This is a genomic window from Deinococcus ficus (genome assembly GCF_003444775.1).
Lineage (GTDB): Bacteria > Deinococcota > Deinococci > Deinococcales > Deinococcaceae > Deinococcus > Deinococcus ficus.
The window spans coordinates 463,885-482,326 of the sequence record NZ_CP021082.1 but is presented as its reverse complement, the minus strand read 5'-3'; the positions used below and the strand labels follow the sequence as shown (position 1 = coordinate 482,326).

20 protein-coding genes are annotated in these 18,442 nt (G+C 67.6%); 12 read left to right on the top strand and 8 right to left on the bottom strand.

The genetic code is table 11. From position 1 onward, the window contains the following. Window positions 1-11: 11 nt before the first annotated feature. Both DFI_RS15790 and DFI_RS15785 read right to left on the bottom strand, forming a co-directional pair. Window positions 12-1,292: a hypothetical protein gene (locus DFI_RS15790; RefSeq protein WP_155864615.1), complete on the bottom strand. Its 1,281-nt coding sequence runs from the start codon at window positions 1,290-1,292 to the stop codon at window positions 12-14. A 55-nt stretch (window positions 1,293-1,347) separates the two neighbouring features. Continuing rightward, on the bottom strand, window positions 1,348-1,536 hold the full coding sequence (locus DFI_RS15785) for a hypothetical protein (protein ID WP_027464293.1): 189 nt from the start codon (window positions 1,534-1,536) through the stop codon (window positions 1,348-1,350). Between the two features lie 149 nt (window positions 1,537-1,685). Here DFI_RS15785 and DFI_RS20985 point away from each other — a divergent pair, with 149 nt between their 5' ends. From DFI_RS20985 to DFI_RS15755, 7 genes are all read left to right on the top strand, one after another. Further along, window positions 1,686-1,817: a hypothetical protein gene (locus tag DFI_RS20985; RefSeq protein WP_276345305.1), complete on the top strand. Its 132-nt coding sequence runs from the start codon at window positions 1,686-1,688 to the stop codon at window positions 1,815-1,817. Window positions 1,818-2,017: 200 nt separating this feature from the next. Continuing rightward, entirely contained in the window at window positions 2,018-2,434 is a 417-nt protein-coding gene (locus tag DFI_RS15780; protein WP_027464292.1) for a four-helix bundle copper-binding protein, read from the top strand. Beyond that, window positions 2,431-3,081 (top strand): DUF305 domain-containing protein, encoded by a 651-nt coding sequence (locus tag DFI_RS15775; protein WP_027464291.1) that lies wholly within the window; start codon window positions 2,431-2,433, stop codon window positions 3,079-3,081. The genes DFI_RS15780 and DFI_RS15775 overlap by 4 nt, the downstream gene beginning before the upstream one ends. 366 nt (window positions 3,082-3,447) lie before the next feature. Further along, window positions 3,448-3,951: a DUF305 domain-containing protein gene (locus tag DFI_RS15770; protein ID WP_051308342.1), complete on the top strand. Its 504-nt coding sequence runs from the start codon at window positions 3,448-3,450 to the stop codon at window positions 3,949-3,951. Between the two features lie 364 nt (window positions 3,952-4,315). Then, complete coding sequence (locus DFI_RS15765; protein ID WP_027464289.1) at window positions 4,316-4,816, top strand: DUF421 domain-containing protein; 501 nt, start codon at window positions 4,316-4,318, stop codon at window positions 4,814-4,816. Window positions 4,817-4,854: 38 nt separating this feature from the next. Then, window positions 4,855-5,787 (top strand): mechanosensitive ion channel family protein, encoded by a 933-nt coding sequence (locus tag DFI_RS15760; protein WP_043779724.1) that lies wholly within the window; start codon window positions 4,855-4,857, stop codon window positions 5,785-5,787. Continuing rightward, window positions 5,784-7,088: a DUF2254 domain-containing protein gene (locus DFI_RS15755; RefSeq protein WP_027464288.1), complete on the top strand. Its 1,305-nt coding sequence runs from the start codon at window positions 5,784-5,786 to the stop codon at window positions 7,086-7,088. The genes DFI_RS15760 and DFI_RS15755 overlap by 4 nt, the downstream gene beginning before the upstream one ends. A 46-nt stretch (window positions 7,089-7,134) precedes the next feature. Here the strand turns inward: DFI_RS15755 and DFI_RS15750 are convergent, their stop codons facing one another. Next, on the bottom strand, window positions 7,135-8,070 hold the full coding sequence (locus DFI_RS15750) for a universal stress protein (RefSeq protein WP_027464287.1): 936 nt from the start codon (window positions 8,068-8,070) through the stop codon (window positions 7,135-7,137). A 241-nt stretch (window positions 8,071-8,311) separates the two neighbouring features. Here DFI_RS15750 and DFI_RS15745 point away from each other — a divergent pair, with 241 nt between their 5' ends. Then, complete coding sequence (locus DFI_RS15745; protein ID WP_027464286.1) at window positions 8,312-8,815, top strand: hypothetical protein; 504 nt, start codon at window positions 8,312-8,314, stop codon at window positions 8,813-8,815. On the opposite strand, the gene DFI_RS15740 is transcribed toward DFI_RS15745, so the two are convergent. From DFI_RS15740 to DFI_RS15730, 3 genes are all read right to left on the bottom strand, one after another. Further along, entirely contained in the window at window positions 8,812-9,330 is a 519-nt protein-coding gene (locus tag DFI_RS15740) for a universal stress protein (protein ID WP_027464285.1), read from the bottom strand. The two genes, DFI_RS15745 and DFI_RS15740, sit on opposite strands and share 4 nt — an antisense overlap. An 80-nt stretch (window positions 9,331-9,410) precedes the next feature. Then, complete coding sequence (locus DFI_RS15735; RefSeq protein ID WP_027464284.1) at window positions 9,411-9,974, bottom strand: hypothetical protein; 564 nt, start codon at window positions 9,972-9,974, stop codon at window positions 9,411-9,413. A 74-nt stretch (window positions 9,975-10,048) separates the two neighbouring features. Next, a complete protein-coding gene (locus DFI_RS15730) occupies window positions 10,049-10,585 on the bottom strand; it encodes a hypothetical protein (RefSeq protein WP_027464283.1) in 537 nt (178 codons plus the stop codon). A gap of 103 nt (window positions 10,586-10,688) precedes the next feature. On the opposite strand from DFI_RS15730, the gene DFI_RS15725 reads away from it, so the two are divergent. The 3 genes from DFI_RS15725 (at window position 10,689) to DFI_RS15715 (ending at window position 14,529) form a co-directional block, all read left to right on the top strand. Continuing rightward, the gene (locus DFI_RS15725) at window positions 10,689-11,363 is read left to right on the top strand and encodes a response regulator transcription factor (RefSeq protein ID WP_027464282.1); all 675 of its coding nucleotides are present in this window, start codon (window positions 10,689-10,691) and stop codon (window positions 11,361-11,363) included. Window positions 11,364-11,380: 17 nt separating this feature from the next. After that, a complete protein-coding gene (locus tag DFI_RS15720) occupies window positions 11,381-12,841 on the top strand; it encodes a sensor histidine kinase (protein WP_051308339.1) in 1,461 nt (486 codons plus the stop codon). Between the two features lie 140 nt (window positions 12,842-12,981). Continuing rightward, the gene (locus DFI_RS15715) at window positions 12,982-14,529 is read left to right on the top strand and encodes a glycine betaine uptake BCCT transporter (protein ID WP_081426035.1); all 1,548 of its coding nucleotides are present in this window, start codon (window positions 12,982-12,984) and stop codon (window positions 14,527-14,529) included. 300 nt (window positions 14,530-14,829) lie between these two features. On the opposite strand, the gene DFI_RS15710 is transcribed toward DFI_RS15715, so the two are convergent. Together DFI_RS15710 and DFI_RS15705 are read right to left on the bottom strand one after the other, a co-directional pair. Next, window positions 14,830-15,947 (bottom strand): IS3 family transposase gene (locus DFI_RS15710; protein WP_118375999.1). Its coding sequence is split into 2 segments (ribosomal slippage): window positions 14,830-15,692 and window positions 15,692-15,947, totalling 1,119 coding nucleotides; the frame shifts between segments, so codons are not numbered across the junction. A 47-nt stretch (window positions 15,948-15,994) separates the two neighbouring features. Next, complete coding sequence (locus DFI_RS15705; RefSeq protein ID WP_081426022.1) at window positions 15,995-17,146, bottom strand: ISL3 family transposase; 1,152 nt, start codon at window positions 17,144-17,146, stop codon at window positions 15,995-15,997. 71 nt (window positions 17,147-17,217) lie between these two features. Here DFI_RS15705 and DFI_RS15700 point away from each other — a divergent pair, with 71 nt between their 5' ends. Continuing rightward, complete coding sequence (locus DFI_RS15700; protein ID WP_027464241.1) at window positions 17,218-18,438, top strand: sensor histidine kinase; 1,221 nt, start codon at window positions 17,218-17,220, stop codon at window positions 18,436-18,438. Window positions 18,439-18,442: the final 4 nt, after the last annotated feature.

Here is an 18,442-nt window from a genome sequence, read left to right as displayed (position 1 = left end):
CCCCCTCATCTTTAGTTGACGACCGCGACCCGTTCCGCCTGATCCTCGACGCCTTCCGCGGTGCCCAGCAGGTGCAGCAGGCGGTGCGGGACCTTGACGTTCAGGCGCTGCGCCTCGCCCACCAGGGCCCGCACGACCCGCAGCGTCCACTCCGTCACGCGCGGCTCCGCCTCCAGGAACCGCACGAGAGTCTCGGCGGCCGTGTCGTCCGGCGCGCCCACCATCGTGCTCCCCCCGGGCAGGACCACCTGCAGCACGTCCAGCACCAGCCGCTCCACGTCCCGGACGGTCTTCACGCCCTCCAGGCGCGACTCGTGCACCACGACGTTCTTCTCCCCGTCCGTCCACACGTCCGCCAGGTCACTCTGCCCGGCCTTCACGCGCCGCTCCGTAAACGGCCGCCCCAGGCCCGGCGCCGGGCCGTCCTGCTCCTTGCGGTACCGCCAGGCGGTCATCTGCACGTCCCGGCCGATCTCGCGCAGGCCCACCATCACCGCCCGCGGGTACCCCTTCACCTCGGGGCTAAGGGCGTAGAACCCGCGCAACTGCGGCACGGCCTTCGTCAGGTCCGGTTCGACGCGCGCCGCCTTGAGCGCCTGGGCGTGCCCGTAGGCGCCACTCACGCGGAAGTTCCAGGCGTGCTCGCTGTACCGCGTCAGGACCCCCACGAGTTCGTCGAGTGAATCGACGTTCCAGCGTTCGAGCGTGCGGACGTCCAGCACCGTTGCCAGGCGGTTGTCCATGGCCCGGCGGCTGAGGCTGGCGTGCTCGGCGCTGTGCAGGGTCAGCACCCCGGTCTCCTGCAGGCTGGTGATGAGCCTGCCGATGGGCAGGTTCTTCCCGGCGGCGTCGGTGAACAGCCGGAGTTTCTGGTACTGCTCGAAGTCGGCGTTCAGGGTGGCGACGTCGGCCGTGAAGCGCCGCAGGTCGGACTCGCTGAGGCGCGTGGCGGACCGGGTGCGTTCCTGCCCGATTTCCTTGAGGAGTCGCTTCAGGCGGCGCCGCAGGCCGTCCTCGGCGTCCAGGATGTCGTTCCGGGCCATGTTGAGTGCCAGGGCGTGCCCGGGTTTCGTCACCACGACCCCCGAGCAGCCCGCGCGGTACGAGCTGAGTTCGGCGACGAGCGTGCCCATGTTGTAGACCTTCAGGGGCCCGTGCTCCTTGGCCTGAATCCATGCCTCGTCCGTGACGTGCGTCCACGTGCGGACGGTGTCGGGGTGCGTGGTGACGTCCCGGCCGTTGATGATCACGGGCACCGTGCTGCAGTGCACGAGGTCGGACAGGCGCCTCACCTCCTCCAGCACCAGCGGCAGCGTGCAAGGAACTGGGCGCCGACGGCTTCTTAGTTCAGGCGGGTGCGTCTTCCGGATCCCGCCCCTCAAGGCAGGGCAGGCAGAAGCCGTAGATCAGCTCCGGGACGTACTGCTCGCACTCCGGGCACCATTCCTGCGTTTCGCGTTCGACGGTGGGCCGGGGTTCCAGGGTGTGCTGGAGGAGTTCAGGGTCGGTGAGCAGGTCGCGGAGCAAGTGGGTCATGGCGGCCTCCTACTTCAGGATTGCCCGTCCACCACGGGGAATGCAAGTGGCCGCCACATGGAGCGCACCTTCAGCGGTGCCATGGCAGTGACCCGGTCATTCAGTGGCTGGAATCGTCGTCCGTCCTCGAAGCGCCCAGGGAATTCCCGATGGTGACCTCCCAGACCGTGGTGAACGGCCGGTTGCTCGAGGTCGTGTACCTGGATAGCGCCCCCATCGACCGGGTGCTGGTCCTCCCGTCTGGGGGCGTCCTCCTTCCCCGCAGCGAGGAGCGCGCATGACCTGTCTCCCCTGCTGACGCTCGCCCTGACCGCCCATCTCTTCGCCCGCTGCGCCGGCTCAGGAGCGCCCTTCAGCGTTCCTTCAGGCGCTGCGCGCTTTACAGAAGCTGAACATGCGCCCGTCAGGGTGAAGGTCTCTCTTTGCCGGGAGTGCCACGTGACCACGGTGGTCACGGCACCTTCCCCACCCTGGAGGCCCCATGGACACCCTCACCCGCATGCTCCGCACCCACCCGCAGACCAACCCCGCCACCGTGGACCAGCTCGCCGCCTGCCTGCAGGCCTGCCTGGAATGCGAGGCGACCTGCGCCCTGTGCGCCGACGCGTGCCTGAACGAAGGCGAGCACCTGCACCACCTCACGCACTGCATCACCCTCAACACGCAGTGCGCGGCTGTGTGCCGGGCAACGATGCAGGTCCTCGCCGCGACCGGCCAGGGGGACGCGCAGGTCATGCGCGCCCAGCTCGCCGCCTGCCTGCGCGCCTGTCAGGCCTGCGCCGAGGAATGTGAGCGGCACGCGCAGGAGATGGACATGGCGCACTGCGCGGTGTGTGCAGAAAGCTGCCGCCGCTGCGAGCAGGCGTGTCAGGCCCTGCTCGCAAGCGTGAGCGCATGAGGCGCGCGCTGCTCACCGCGGCCCTGCTCTCCCTGGGACCCGCCCAGGCTGGCGGGATGGGGGGCACGGGCATGCCCGGCATGACGCACATGACCCAGCCCATGACGCCGTCGGCTTCCGTGCCGGGCCTGTCGCGGATGGGCCTGCAGATGCAACTGGACATGCGCGCCATGATGATGCCGATGATGAACGACCTCGCCCGGCTGAGCGGGAGGTCTTTCGAGCGTGCGTTCATGTCCATGATGATTCCGCACCACCAGGGGGCAATCGACAGCAGCCGCGCCGTCCTGGAACGCACGCAGGACACCCAGGTGCGCGCCTGGGCGACGCAGATCATCGCGGACCAGGCCCGTGAGATCGCCGAGATGCAGGCCCGGCTGCGCGCGTACGGTGGCCCGAACCAGATGATGACGCGCATGATGCAGATGAACCGCATGATGGACATGCCGGACATGATCCGCGCGTCCAGCACGCCGGAGCGCACCTTCCTGGAAGGGATGATCCCGCATCACGCGGCCGCCAACGAGAAAGCCAACCTGGCCCTGCAACGCACGCAGGACGCGTTCGTCCTGGACCTCGCCAGGCGCATCGTGACGGCGCAGGCGGGTGAGATGCAGGACTTCCAGGGCTGGCTCAAAGCGCACTGAACAAACGACCGCCGTGGTGAACCCGTCGTCCGCGCCCCTGCGAGCCAGGGGGCGTGGACGACGGAGAGCCGTGGAATTCAGGCGGAGGGTGCACGCACTGGGACCCGGGAGTTCAGGCCGTCCACGCCGCCCTCCTTCAGGGTGCCGGGGCGAGCGCGGAGATCAGGGGGGTGGCGAGGGTGAAGGGAAGGAGCCACAGCCAGCCGCGACGGGCCACCTGGGTCGCGGGAGGCGCGTGGTTCTCGTGCCTGAGCGGAAGGCGGGGACGATCCGGTTCCAGACACCTCCCTGCACGCAGGTGGCCCTGCGAACAAACACGAAAGAACCAGTTCATCGGGATAAAGAGGGGAAAGTTCAATATTGTGCATGACACCCTCCGACGGTTCCCCCACGCACGAGACCAAGGCCTCATCACCCCATACCCCTTACCGGCGCTTCGTCGCGATGATCCTCGCGTCCGCCCTGGTGATGTACGTGGTGATGTACTTCAACACCTACCAGATCGACCATGTGCAGTTCAGTTGGACCCGCGTGTACATGACGATGATGTCCTCGGCAGCCATGGCCGTGATCATGTGGCTGTTCATGCGGAACATGTATCAGGACCGCGCGAAGAACACCGCCATTCTGGTCGGGAGTGCCGTGGTGTTTTTGACCGGGCTCGGACTGGTCCGCTCACAGGCATTGGTGGGGGACGTGGCGTGGATGCGGGCGATGACTCCTCACCATTCCATCGCCATCCTGACCAGCGAGCGGGCCCAGTTGAGTGATCCGCGCGTTCGCGCTCTGGCGGACGGCATCATCGAAACACAGAAGCGAGAGATTGCCGAGATGAACGGCCTCATCCGTGACCTTTCCTCTGGGAACTGACAACGGGTTGAACGGACCATTCAACTGCGGGCAGATGGCGAGGCTGGGCGCCATGTGATCGCGCAGGTGGTCCTTTGGCCTCAGGGACACGGAAGGAACGCCTCCTGCCATCCATCCAATCTGAATGCGGCCGATGCCCACGACACGGTGCTCGAGGCGCGGTGCGGCCTTAGTGACCTGGGACACGCTCTTCGACGCCCGCTGAATGTCGTCAGACCTGCACTGGTCTTCTGTGAACTCCTCTTCCGGGTGGCGGCAGGGATACCGTTGCCTTTGAATGAACGGCACGCCCATTCAGGAGGGGGAGCACGCCCGACAAAAGTGCCGGAGTCCCGGCATCATCACCTTGGGTCAAGATGGACGCATGGACGTCATCCTCAGCGCCCTGTCAGACCTGCTCACACCTGAGGGCGGCTGGCGCGTGCAACTCCTCGTCCGCATCGTTCTGAGCACCGTGCTGCTGTTTGCGTACGTGCTCCTTCTGGCCCGCACCTTCGGGGCCCGGACGTTCGCGAATTTTACGAGTTACGACTTCCTCACCAACGTGGCGGCCGGTTCCCTGGTGGCGAGCGCCATTCTGGGCAAGAGCGTGGTGGAATCGGGCCTCAGTCTGCTGCTCCTGGTGGGCCTGCAGTTCCTGGTGTCCACCTGGAGTGCCCGGTCCAGAGCGGCCCAGGGCGTGTTCGACAATGAGCCCGTGGTCCTGGTCGAGCGCGGGGTGATGCGCGAGCAGGTGATGCGCAAAGCCCGCGTGTCCCCAGCGATCCTGGAGCAGTCGCTGCGCGCTTCCGGCATTCAGGACGTGTCCCAGGTGAAGTTCGCGGTGCTGGAATCCGGGGGGGCCATCAGTGTGATTAAGGCGTAAACGGAGCCTGCCAGCGTGCCGCCTAGACTGCTGGAGTCATGAACCTTGAACTCTCGCCGATCCTAATTCGGTTGCAGAACATGCTGCAGGGGCTCATTACGGCCATTCCGAACCTGCTGATCGGCCTGCTGGTCTTCGCCCTGTTCGTGTTTTTGGGCAACGTGGTGCGCCAGGCCGTCCAGGGGTTCGCGACGCGCGCGGGACAACCCCACGGCATTGCGATGGTGTTTGGCCGCATCGCGTCCTGGGCGGTGTTGGCGTTTGGGGCGCTGGTCGCGCTGACCATCATCATCCCGACCCTGACCGCCGCCTCGCTGTTCGGCGCGCTCGGGATTAGCGGAGTGGCGATCGGGTTCGCGTTCAAGGACATCTTCCAGAACCTGCTGGCTGGTCTGCTGATTCTGGTCACCCGTCCATTCCGGCTCGGGGACCAGATTGTGTCCGGTGACCACGAGGGGACCGTCGAGGACATCCAGATGCGGGCCACGATGCTCCGCACGTATGACAACCGCCTGGTAGTGATTCCCAACAGCGAGCTGTACACCAACCGGGTGGTGGTGAACACGGCGCTGGACAAGCGCCGGTTGAGCGTCATGGTGGGCATCGGGTACGGGGACGACATTGCGCTGGCCAAGGAGTTGATCCTCCATGAAGTGTCCCGGCTGGACGTTGTCCTGAGTGACCCCGCGCCGCAGGTCCTGGTTCGGGAGCTGGGTGACTTCTCCGTGAATCTGGAGGTGCGCTTCTGGATTGATCCGCCCATCCGGCGGGAGGCGGTGGAGGCGCAGGACCAGGTACTCGAAACCATCAAGCGGACGCTGCCCAGTCACGGCTTTGATCTTCCGTTCCCCACCCAACAGCTGCTCCTCCACGACCAGACCGAGGACGGGGATGGAGACCGGTCGCGGCAGCGGGAGGGCTGGCCCGCCGCGAAGAGTGCGGCACGCGGCCAGGCGAAAGGCGAGGCGTGAACCGCCTGCGATTCCAACTGCGGGAATGGACGCGTCAGTTCTGGTTCATTCCCGCCGTGCTCACGGTACTCGCGGTCCTGCTCGCCGAGGCCGGCATCACGCTCGAGGAGCAGAACGGAATCCCGGAGGGCCTGGCCTTCGTGTACTCGGGCGGGGAGAGCGGGGCCCGGAGTGTCCTGAGCGCCGTGGCCGGCAGCGCGATCGGTGTGGCCGGTACGGTCTTCTCCATCACCATCGCCGCGCTGTCGTACGCCGCGGGCAGCATGGGACCGCGACTGCTGGACCACTTCACCCGGGACCGCGGGAACCAGGTCGTCCTGGGCGTGTTCATCGCCACGTTCGCATTCACGCTGTACACGCTTCGCGCCGTGCAGGGGGGTGAAAACAGCCCGTTCGTGCCGCACTACAACGTGACCGTGGGGATGCTGCTGGCGCTGCTGTGCGTCGCCGCGCTGGTGTACTTCCTGGCCCACGTCACGGGCACCATCAACATGACGACGGTGGTGAACCTCTTGCGGGATGACCTGCAGGGCGCGCTCACCCGGGCCACCCACCCGGTCGGGGACGCCGTTGAGGGACCGTCCAGTCCGCCGCCGGAAGCGTTCTGGCAGGGCGGTGAGGTCCTGCGCGCACCGGCGGGTGGGTACCTGCAACTTCTGGACGTGGAGCAGCTGCTCACGGCCGCGAAGCAGGCGCACGTCGCCGTGCGGCTGAACGTCCGGCCGGGCACGTACGTCTTTCCGAATACCCCGATTGCCGTCGGCGTGCCTCACCTTCCGGAGGGGGTGATGGACGCCCTGACCCTCGGTCCCCGGCGCGTGGAGGGGCAGGACCTGGAGTACAGCGTGCGGCAGTTGACGGAAGTGGCGGTGCGTGCGCTGAGCCCAGGGGTGAACGATCCGGTCACGGCCATGGACGTCACGGACCGGTTCGGTGACGTCCTGTGCCGCCTGCACGGCCGCCGCTGGCCGAGTGGGGTGCACGTCGACGACGGGCACCTGCGCCTGGTGTACCCCCCCACGACGTTCGCCGGGCTGATGGACGCCATGTTCCACATGATCCGCCAGTACGGGCACAGCAGTCCGGCGGTCACCCTTCGCCTGCTGGAAGTGCTGACCCGGGTGGCCGAGGCGCTCGTGGCGCCGGACCGGCACCACGAGATCCGGCGCCACGCCGACCTCATTTATGGCGATGCCCTGCACGCGACGAAGAATGTCAGTGACCGGCTGGAGATCGAGGAGCGGTACCGGCGGCTGCAGCAGGTGTTGACCCTTGACGCCCGGGACATCCCGGAGGGTTGACCGACGGCCCCGGGCCACCCTCCATGTGGCCCTCGCGTTCGGCAAGCTACCGGGTGAAGGTGGGCAGCGAGGGATGTTCCCCACGTGAGCTCCAGTCCCGTGCTGAATCCTCCTGGGAAGACAGGACGCGCCGGACCGTCAGCACGGGAATGTCCGCGTCACGGATGACCTGCCCGGCCACCGACCCCTGGAAGAAGCGCTCCAGCGCACTGCGGGCCTGCGTGCCCAGCACGAGCAGGTCGTACTCCCCATGCTGAAGTGCCTCGAGTGCCACCACCGCCGGGTTCCCCTGCACCGGATGACCCCCCGACGCCCACTCCCTCTGCTGCGCCCGTCGCCAGGCCATCTGGCGCTCGTGCAGGAGGGCCACGGCGGCCGGGTTGTGCAGGGCAAACACCATGGGGCCAGGCTCCGGCGAGAGGGTCGTCACGTCGACGGCCGCTTCAGGAAAGGTGTCCCGGACGTACCGTTCGGCGGCTGTCCCGGTGTCGCTGGCGTCCCGGATGAGCAGCAATCGGCGGGAGGGCGCGCGGCCGCCGTCCCGGCTCGGGGTGGGGGCCGTCCGGACCGTCATCACCGGCACAGGCGAATCCAGGGCCACCCGGTGGGCCACGGAACCGAGCAAAAGTCGGTCAAGGCCCCTTAGGGCGCGGGTGCCGATCAGGACCAGATCGAACGCCGGCGCGCGCCGCAGGATTTCCGCGGCCGGGTCCGGGGTGGTGACCACCTCGTACCCGCCCTGATGTCCGATCGCGGCCAGGGCCGCCCGGCCGTCCAGGCGGGCGGCTTCTTCCGCCCCGAGCTCCTGCTGCGTGAGGGCGAAGTCCGCCAGGGCCACTTCGGGCGAGGTGATGACGCGGTGGGTGAGGGTCGGCAGCAGGTGAAGCAGGTGAAGCTCGGCGGACCCGAAGCGTTGCCAGGCCAGCTCCAGGGCGTACTGATCGGTGTCCAGATCGCGGATGGGAATCAGGATGCGTCGCATGAATGAACCTCCTTCAGGGTCGACCCCGGAGACCGCCGCCTGCGTGCTCGCCCGCGCTCCGCGCGGCGCCGCGGAGCACGGCCGGCCGCCCCCCGGCCGGGTGAGCTGAACGGTAGGGCGCGGACCGGGACCTGACCGGGATGAAACCTGAGTCCAGGCTGGGTGGGGTCTTCACGGTCCGCCCAGCTCACGTCCTGGTTTCGTCCTGCGGGGATCCTGCCTGGGCACCTACCGTGCCGGTATGACCACCACTTCTCATTCGGCGGCGTCCGCTCCGGTGCGGGTGACGGACCTGCGGCGCCTCAACGTGAAATTTGCCGGCCAGACGGTCGAGACGGTCGAATGCCTCGCGTACGACCATGCCGCGGCCCAGGTCGTCGGGGTGCACCTGCGGTCCACCCGGGCGGACGTGGGGCGGCAGGTGCGCTTCGAAGCGCTCGACCTCAGCCGCCTGAGCGAGGGGGAACTGCGCCTGGAGCCGCCTGTGCTCTCCTCGGCACCGGAAACGGACCGCCGGCCCATCGAGTCCGTGTCGGTGCGTCTACCGTCCGGCGCAACCGCCTCCGTCCGCGACGCCCTGATCGACCGGCACACGGGCCGGATCCTGCTGTATGAACTGGGGCTCGAACACGGCGACGGGCCGGTGATTCAGGTGAAGCCGGACGAGATCGCCCTGACCCTGAACGGGGAGCCCTGGCAGGTGGTGGCGGACGTGGAAGCGCGTCTTCGCGCGGCCACCGGTTAGTCATCCCGGCCCGGCGCCATGCATGGCGTGGGACTCGGCCATTCGCTGGCGTGCCCCCAGACGGTCCCCGGGGGGCCAGGCCGGCCTTCCGGGACGAGCAGCACCGGGACCGGGGCCGTGCGGGCCACCCGGGCGGTGACTGACCCACCCAGCACCCGCTCCAGGGCACCTCGGGAGGACGGTCCACGGCCGAGCACGATCGCGTCGAAGGCGCCGGTCTCGGCGTACTGCACGATGGCCGGCGCCGCCTGGTCCGCCAGGATCACCTCGCCGTGACCCAGCCAGCGCAGGGCTTCTCTCACCTCGATGGCCCGCATGACGGATGACGCGGCCGTGCGGGTCGTCGACAGGGCGCTGCCGTAGGCCATCATCGGAAAGGGTGTCAGTTCCCGCCGCTCTGGGACCAGGACATGCAGCAGGCAGAGGTCCACGTGCGGAAATGCCTGCCGGGTCCAGTGCAGCGGCCAGGGGTCACCGGTCAGGTCCTTGAGCGGCAGCAGAATGCGTTGAATCATGCGCCTCCAGAAAGGTCGGGGCCGCAGAGCAAGGCATGGTGGCGGCCCGGCACCATGCGCCAGGGGTGCGGAGGCACGGTTCAGGCCAGGTCAGGTGGCGCGTTGATCAGGTCGTCCACCAGGGCGGCGTACGGTTCGGGCAGGGTGAACCCACCCTGCGCGGCGCGGCACAGGTGCCCGCCGGTCAGCACGCTGCGTGCACTGCCTGACGGCTGCGGGGCCGAGCCGATCCGGTACTGCAGGAGCGCGCCGGTGGCACAGTCGAGGAGCGCGTCCCACAGGAACCCCAGGCACCGGCCATCCGGGGTCAGGACGGGCGCGCCCAGGAGGTCGGAGCGGCGGGCGGTGAGGTGGCCGAGCAGGGTCGGCAGCTTGAACGCGGGCACCACGTCGTCCGCCGACACTACGCGCACTTCGCCCGGGGCGTACCCCAGCGCTGCGTCGAACGGCAGCAGCAGGGCCGCGGCCTGATCCGCAGGTGGCGTGCCGTCCGGACGCGGCTCCACCTGCAGGGCCGCGACGTCGCCTGCGGGCGTGACGACCAGGCCCGTGACCTGCGCGACCGGTGCCTGGGTGGCGATGACGGACGCGCCGAGCAGGTCACTGGCCCACACGCTGGTCGGAGAGGCATGGGGGGTGGTCATGCCGGCACCGTAAGGCGCGAGTCGGGACGGAAACGGAACTGAAGCTGAATTTCAGCTGAGTGACTCGCTTGGCCTCAGGGCAGGGCGGGGGCGCCCAGTCCACCCGCGAGTACGGCGGTCAGGCGCGCGATGAGGAGCCGCGGCGCGAACAGGTGGCCGTCCCGGCATTCCAGGACCTGCGCCGGCACGCTCACCGTTCCGGTCCTGGACGCGCGGCGGGGCAGGGCGCCCAGTTCGTAGCTGGTGATGTCGCCGGAGCCCGGCTCGAACCACGCGTCGTGCACGAACGCCACCCCGTCCCCCTCGTCGGCCTTGACCATCAGCCCGTCGAGGGGCAGGCCGTCCCCCGGCGTCTGAGGCGCGCGGGGCCAGGTGCGCAGGCGCAGTTCGTCCCGGTTCAAGGCCTGGAAATCCACGCTGGACAGCGGAACGGCGAGGCTTCCCTCCCCGCCGGCGAGGGTCACGCGCAGGTGCGTGACGCGGTGAAGGGCGTGGTCGTACACCAGGCCGGTCACCTGACCGATCCGGAAGACGCTGCGGGTCAGGCGCAGCCCGAGCACCGCCGTGACGCGCAGGCGCAGGCCGCCGGGCCTGGGAGGAGCAGGGGTCATACCGGGCACACAAGCAGGGGGAACTGGACGAAACCGGAACTGAAGCTGAATCTCACCTGAGTGGTTGCTCGGCGCCGGAATGGCGGGCGTTTACACTGCCGGTGTGGCGTACCGCATTCTGGTCATCGAGGACGACCCTGGCGTTCGCACGCTCCTTGAACGGGGCCTGGCGTACGAGGGGTACCTGGTGGAAACTGCCGGGGACGGCGAGGGCGGCTTGAGTGCCGCCCGGGACCGGCCGGCGGACCTGGTCGTCCTGGACGTGATGCTGCCCGGGCTGAGCGGCCTGGAGGTCCTTGGGCGGCTGAGGCAGGTCAACGACGACCTGCCGGTGATCCTGCTCACCGCCCGCGACCGGCCTGAGCATCAGGTGGAGGGCCTGGAGGCCGGCGCGGACGATTACGTCACCAAGCCCTTCAGTTTCGACGTGCTGCTCGCCCGGGTCCGCACGCAACTGCGGCGCCGGGAGCGCACACCTGAAGTGCTGCGGTTCGAGGACGTCACCCTGGACGCCGCGACGCACACGGTCACGCGGGGCGCGCGGGACATCACGTTCACCGGGCAGGAGTTCCGGCTGCTGCAGGCCTTCCTGGAGCAGCCTGAGCGGGTGCAGTCCAAGTCGGTGCTGCTGGACCGGGCGTGGGGCGTGGATTACCTCGGTGACCCGAACATCGTCGAGACGTACATCAAGCAGGTCCGGCAGAAACTGGAGGCCGGCGGGGAATCCCGCCTCATCCACACCATCCGGGGCGTGGGGTACGTCCTGCGGGGCGGGTAGGTGCGCAGGAGGCCACGGTGACCGTCCGGTGGCGGCTGAGCCTCTGGTACGGCCTGATGTCCAGCCTGACCCTGGTCGCCCTGGGCTTCACCGGATACAGTCTCTCGGTCCGCCAGCAGTACCTGAACATCGACCGGGTGCTGATCGCCAGTGCCCGCCTGGTCGAAAGCGGCATCCGCGCGACGGGACGCTCCTACGCCCTGGAGGCCGACACCTCGGGACCTGCCAAGGACGGCATCGTGATGGTCCTGCGGGCGTACACCCCGGACGGGCAGCTGGTGTCGCGCTCCCCGAGCGACCCGGGCCTGCCGGCCACGGACCCGCACGCGCCCCTGGACGCGCCGGCCGTGCCCGCGTACTACAAGGTGCTGCCCCTGCCGTTCGGGGGCGTGGACGACCCGCGCGCGAACACGGCCTTCGGGACGCTGTCGGTCAACGGGCAACGCTGGCGGCGGTACGTGATCGAGGTCACGCAGCGCGGCGCGCCCCTCGGGTACGTCGAGGCCCTCACGCCCCTGGAACGCCTGGACTCCGCCAGCGGCCTGCTGTTCCGCTCCCTGCTGCTCGTGACGGGCCTGTCTGTCCTGGCCGTCTTCCTGTTCGGGTGGTGGCTGGCCGGGTCGCTGCTCCGGCCGGTGGAGCGCATGATGGACACCGCGCGCCGCATCACTGCCAGCCGGGACCTCGGCCAGCGCATTCACACCACCGAACACCGGGATGAGTTTTCCCGCCTGGCCGGGACGTTCAATGAGATGCTCGCCAGCCTGCAGACCGCCTGGGACTCGCAGCAGCGGTTCGTGGGCGACGCCTCGCACGAACTGCGCGCGCCGCTCACGGTGCTGCGCGGCAACGCGCAGCTGCTGCGGCGGCACCCGCACCTTGACGCCGGGGAGCGGGACCTGATGCTCGCCGACATCGAGAAGGACGCTTCGCGCATGGCCCGGCTCGTCGACGACCTGCTGCTGCTCGCCCAGAGTGACGCCGGGAGCACCCTCCGGCGCTCGCCGGTGTCCCTGCGGGCCACGGCCGCCGAAGCCATCCGTGATGCCCGCCGGCTCAGCGCCGCGCACACGGTTCACCTGCACGCGCCCGAGGATCCGTTCATGGTGGCGGGGGAGAAAGACCGCCTGCGGCAACTGCTGCTGATCCTCCTCGACAACGCCCTGAAGTACAGCCCGGCCGGCACGGCCGTCACCGTCGGCATTCACCGCGAAGGGGAGCGGACGGTGCTGACGGTGACCGACCAGGGGCCCGGCATCCCCCCGGAGGCCCTGCCGCACATCTTCGAGCGTTTCTACCGGGTGGACCAGGCCCGCACGCGCACGTCCGGCGGCGCGGGCCTCGGGCTGGCGATCGCGCAGTGGATCGCCGGGCAGCTTGGCGGAAGCCTTCACGTCGCTCAGACCGGCCCGGACGGCACCCGCTTCGCCCTCAGCCTACAGGCGGAGCCCGGGACCGCCCTTCCCTTGTCGCCATGATTCTCATTTCTGTCCGTTAGGGTGAAGGTTCATCCGGAGGTCACGGACCTCACGGCCCGGTTCAACCCCGAGCCCGGCCCTCCCACCCCGGACGCGCACGCCCGGGACCGCGCTTTCGCCCACCATGCCGGAGGTTCACCATGGTGCTTTACCTGTCGGTGGCGGTCATCGTCACCTTTGTCCTCTGGGGCCTCCTGAGTCCCGCCGGTCTCGGCGCCGCCACCAGCGCGGCCGTGGCCTTCGCCACCACCACCTTCGGCTGGTACTACCTTCTGGCCGTCCTCGCGTTCCTGCTGTTCTGCGCGTACCTTGCGCTGAGCCGCTACGGCACGGTGAAACTTGGCCGGGACGACGAGGAGCCGGAATTCACGACCCTCTCCTGGTTCGCCATGCTGTTCAGTGCCGGCATGGGCATCGGCCTGGTCTTCTGGGGCGTGGCCGAACCGGTCTCTCACTTCCTGACCCCGCCTGGTGGCCTGGCCCCCGAATCGCCCGAAGCGGCCCGCGCGGCGCTCAAGTACGCGTTCTTCCACTGGGGCCTGCACCCCTGGGCGATCTACAGCGTCGTCGCGCTGAGCATTGCGTACTTCTCCTTCCGGCGCGGTGAACCGACCCTGATCAGCCGCACCTTCCGGCCCCTGCTGGGCGACCGGGTGGAGGGGCCGGTCGGGCAGGTGATCGACGTGCTCGCCATCATCGCCACCGTGTTCGGAGTGGCCGCCTCCCTGGGCTTCGGCGCAGTACAGATCAACAGCGGGCTGAGCAGCGCCTTCGGCCTGCCGGTGGGGACCGGACCGCAGCTCACCATCATCGGGATCGTCACGGTGCTGTTCCTGCTCAGCGCCAGCACCGGGCTGAACAAGGGCATCCAGCTGCTGTCCAACACCAACGTCATCCTCGCCGGGCTGCTGATGGCGGCTGTCTTCGTGCTCGGCCCGACCGTGTTCCTCCTCGACACGTTCACCACCTCGGTCGGCGGGTACGTGCAGGACCTGATCACCCTCTCCACCCGCCTGACGCCCTTCACGGGCGACACCTGGGTGGGCAGCTGGACGATCTTCTACTGGGCGTGGTGGATCGCGTGGGCGCCGTTCGTCGGCCTGTTCATCGCCCGCGTCTCCCGCGGCCGCACCATCAAGGAGTTCGTCACTGGGGTGCTGCTGGTGCCGGCCCTCGTAAGCTTCCTGTGGTTCACCGTGTTCGGCGGCAGCGCCGTGAGGCAGGAACTCAACGGCGACGTCGCCATCGCCGAGGCGACCAAAGCGGACGTGTCCACCGCCCTGTTCGCCCTGTTCGACACGCTGCCGTTCGGGGGTGGCCTGGCCATCCTGGCCACGCTGCTCATCTCCTCGTTCTTCATCACCAGCGCAGATTCCGCCACGTACGTCCTGGGCATGCAGTCCAGCCGCGGGCACCCCAACCCCAGCACCCCGGTCAAACTGATGTGGGGCGTCCTTCAGGCCATGATCGCTGCGGCGCTGCTCCTGAGTGGCGGCCTGTCCGGCCTGCAGTCGGCGAGCGTGCTGGCCGCGCTGCCCTTCAGCGCCATCATGCTCGGCATGTGCGTGTCACTGTACCGCGCCCTGCGACAGGAGTTCCCCCGCCACCCAACCCGGCCAGGAGGCCGGAACCACCGGTCGCCCGGTCAAGAAGTGGCGGACCACGCCGGGGCCGATCAGCGCCCGTGAGACCGGCACGTTCAACAGGCCGGTGGCGTCACGCATTGACTTGACGCTGCTGGCCTGCAGATAGCGCTTCGTTTGACCTTTCTCAATTGGCACTTGATCATGGCGCGCACCCTGCGGCGTGGCCGACCTGCTGCTGTGGCTGGACCCGCCAGGAGCCAGTTACGCCTACAGCGGTAGTGCGCCCTGTCCTAATTCAAACCGGGAACGAACTGGGCTTGCCCCTGAGGGTGCCCCAATTGCGGTTCCAGCCGATGTGCAAATCTCAGCGTACCTTGAGCCGCTCCCAGAAATTGGTCCAGGTCAGGTTGGAGGCTCCGACGGGCGGTGGATCGGGGCATTCAACGCTGCGAACGCTCCAGGAGCGAGATTTCCCAGCGCAGAGTGCGGCCTGAGGACATTATAGTCGGCCCTCCAATTTTCGATCTTCTCCGCGGCATCCTCCATGGACAGGAACCAGTGGGCATTCAGGCACTCGTCCCGGAAACTTCCGTTGAACGATTCGATGTGGGCATTGTCCTGAGGGCGCCCAGGACGGGAGAAATCCAGTGTCACCCGCTGCTCGTAGGCCCACAAATCCAGGGCCTTACTGACGAACTCACTGCCATTGTCCACCTGGATGCGCTCGGGGATCCCCCGAGCGCTCGTGACTGAACGCATGATCTCCACCACCCGCTCGGCACGGATGCTGACGTCCACATGAATGGCCAGACATTCTCGGGAATACACGTCCAGCAGCGTCAATGCTCTGAACCGCCGGCCGTTGAATAACGCGTCTGAAACGAAATCCATCGACCACACCTGGTTCACCTTCACTGGATCTGTTCGCGCGGCACGGTGTGCCGCGCTCACCCGCCGACGGGGACGCTTCATCCGGAGGTTCAGCCCCGCCTGTCGGTAGAGCCGGTAGAGGCGCTTGTGATTGATCTGCCAGCCTTCCCGCTGCATCAAGATGTGAATCCGCCGGTACCCGTACCGGATGCGGGTCTGGGCGATCTCAGTCATGCGCTGGACGATCACCGGCTCGTTCGGTGGACGTCGTGGCAGGTACCTCAAGGTGCTTCGCGAGGCGCGAAGCACCCGGCAGGCCCGCCGCTCGCTGACCCGATACCCATCCTGAAGGTGGGTGACCAGGCCGTGACGCTGGGCGGGCTTCAGAGCTTTGATTTGATGACGTCCTGCAGCATGACTTTGTCCAGGCTCAGGTCTGCGACCAGCTGCCCCATCTTGCGGTTTTCCTCTTCGAGTTGACGGAGGCGCCGCAGTTCGCTGACTCCCAGGCCGCTGAACTTCTTCTTCCAGTGGTAGAAGGTGGACTCGGCGATGCCCATCTTCCGGCAGATTTCCCCGACTGAGACGCCAGTTTCAGCCTGTTTGAGCGCGAACGCGATCTGCTCTTCGGTGTGCTTCTTTCCCTTCATGCTGACCTCCGGGGATGGACCCCGTCATGATGTCAGACCCTCCATTCTCATCTGGACTCGTTTTCAGGGAGCAGGTCAGATGTGTAGCTCCCCGGAAAGCCTTCCTGTTGCACCTGGCGGAGCAACGCCATGGCGTTGCGCTCGCCCGCCGTCCAGAGTTCCCACAACCGGCCTTGATAAGGATCCAGCTGGCTATGGCGAGGGGGATGGCGCGTTTCCGGAACCTGCTCGACCCGTAAGCTGAACCGGATGAAATGCGCACTGCGGTGAAGATCGCGGGCAATCTGCGCCGCGGACAGTCCTTGAGCCGCCAACGCTTTGACCTGTGCGACCTCGGCGCAGCGACGCTCGTAGCGTGCCCGACGGGCCGCCTCTTCCAGACGCGACCGTCTGCGCGGAGAAACCGGCAAAAATGACCTGGCCACCTCATCAAGCGTTCCCTGTGACCGCTTCAGTTGCCGCTCCAGAGCCTCACGGACATTCTTGAAGACGTGCCAGCGGTCCAGGACCTGGACCGCTTGTGGTGCCCCCTCACGACAGGCACGTTCGTACTCGGTCGACCGGTCCCGACTGATCACCTCGACCTCTGGATGCTGGCTCAACCACTGCGTCACCGTGGCGCCCGTGCGGTCTGGAAGCAGATCGATGGCCCGGCCGGTCTCCAGGTCCGCAATCACGGTTCCATACCTGGACCCTTTCTTGAACGCGAAATCGTCGATGCCAATGACCCGAGCTCCCTGGGCTGGCGGGAGGAGGACACGCTGCTGTTCGGCCAGGAGGCGATCTCCACTGACACGCAGGGGGAGGGAGGTCAGCAGTCGTCGCCCTCCCTCCCCACCGACCATGACGACGATCCGATGAAACAGGCGGCACACGGCAGCGCTGGAACGGGCGTAAGGTGCCACGAGCTCGGGAAATCGCTCGGCAAACGTGCGTGTGGGCTGACAGTGGCGACAACGAAATCGGCGTACTCTGAGGGAAACACACACGCCCAAGCCGCCCCAGGGTAAATCCTGGAACCGTCGTTCGTAGTGGCTGTGAATGCTGCCCGACAGAGCGTGACAGTGGGGACATGGCTGCCGTGTGGTACAGCTGAACACGTGGAGGCAGACGGAGTCTGCTTCCACCTGGCACTGGTCCACGACCAGATTCTGCTCTGCTGGGAACAACCTGCTCAGCACCTCATGGAGGGTGTCCATCCCTTCAGGTAGCACAGTTGACCTGCTGCACGGAATTGCCGGAAGAACCGCAAAATCGGGTCAACCTCACAATGACCCATGAATCCGCCAGGACCAGTCCCGAAGTCTCGCCCACGGTCGAGGCGCGGCTTCAGGCCGTGGAGGCCCAGGTTCACGCGCTTCAGATGGGGCTGCGGCAGGCCAGGGCCCTATTCCATGACGCTCCGCAGGCGGCCCTCCTGGTCAACGCCCAGGGCCGCATCGTGGAGACCAACGCCCAGGCAACAGCATTGCTCGGTTCGACTGCCGCCCTGCTGCAAGGCCGGCCGCTGCTGAATCTGTTTCCGCCCACGGCGCACTCGGCGTGCACCGCGCTTCTGGAGCGCGTTTTCCATCACCGCAGCCCTGAGGGTGCAGAGCTGCAACTGGTCGGCGCGGGCGGGCAGGTCCTGGAGGTCCTGGTGGCCGCCACCCTGCATCCCTCCGAAGGCCAGGAGCCCCTGTGCCAGCTCATGCTCACGGACGTCACGGCTTTCAAGGCAGCGCACCAGGTGCTGCTGGACGCCACACAGGCGCAGGAACGTGACATTCAGCTGCTGACGGTGAAGCTCAGGCAGCTCGGTGAGGAATTCAGGAACGTGATGCTGCTGTCCGAAGGCGAACTCAGCACCACCCTGACCCGCGCGCAGAACTTTCTGACGCTGTACGAACGGCAGACTGACCTGGACGAGCGGCGCCGCTCGCTGCGGCACGCGGCAACCGCGGTGCAGCAGACCCAGGGCCTGCTCGATTCCCTCAAGCAGTACATGCAGGCCCGCACCATCCGCGCCCGCCCGCAGCATGTGAACCTCACCCGCGTGCTGCGAGAAGTGCTCAAGGACACGGCCGACCTCCGGCTGGACCGGGACGTTCAGGTGAGTCACATGCCTCTGCCGTCCGTCGTCGGGGACAGCCGGGTGCTGCACATCATCCTGCACGAGTACGTGGCGAACGCCCTGAAGTTCACGCGCGTGCGGTCTCAGGCCCGGCTGCACGTCCTGGTGAAGGAAACCGACACGGAACACTGGATCGGGGTGGAAGACAACGGCGTCGGGTTCAACATGCGTCAGAAAGAACAGGTCGTCGACCTGTTCAGCCGCCTGCACCCGTCAGAACTGTACGAGGGCACGGGCCTGGGCCTGGCCGTGGTACGCAGCCTGTGTGAACGCTTCGGCGGCCGCGCCTGGGCGGAAGGGAAGGTCAACCAGGGGGCCACCTTCTGGTTGGCCTGGCCCAAAACGCCGCACTCGGACGGCATTACTGGCGTGTCCTGACCTG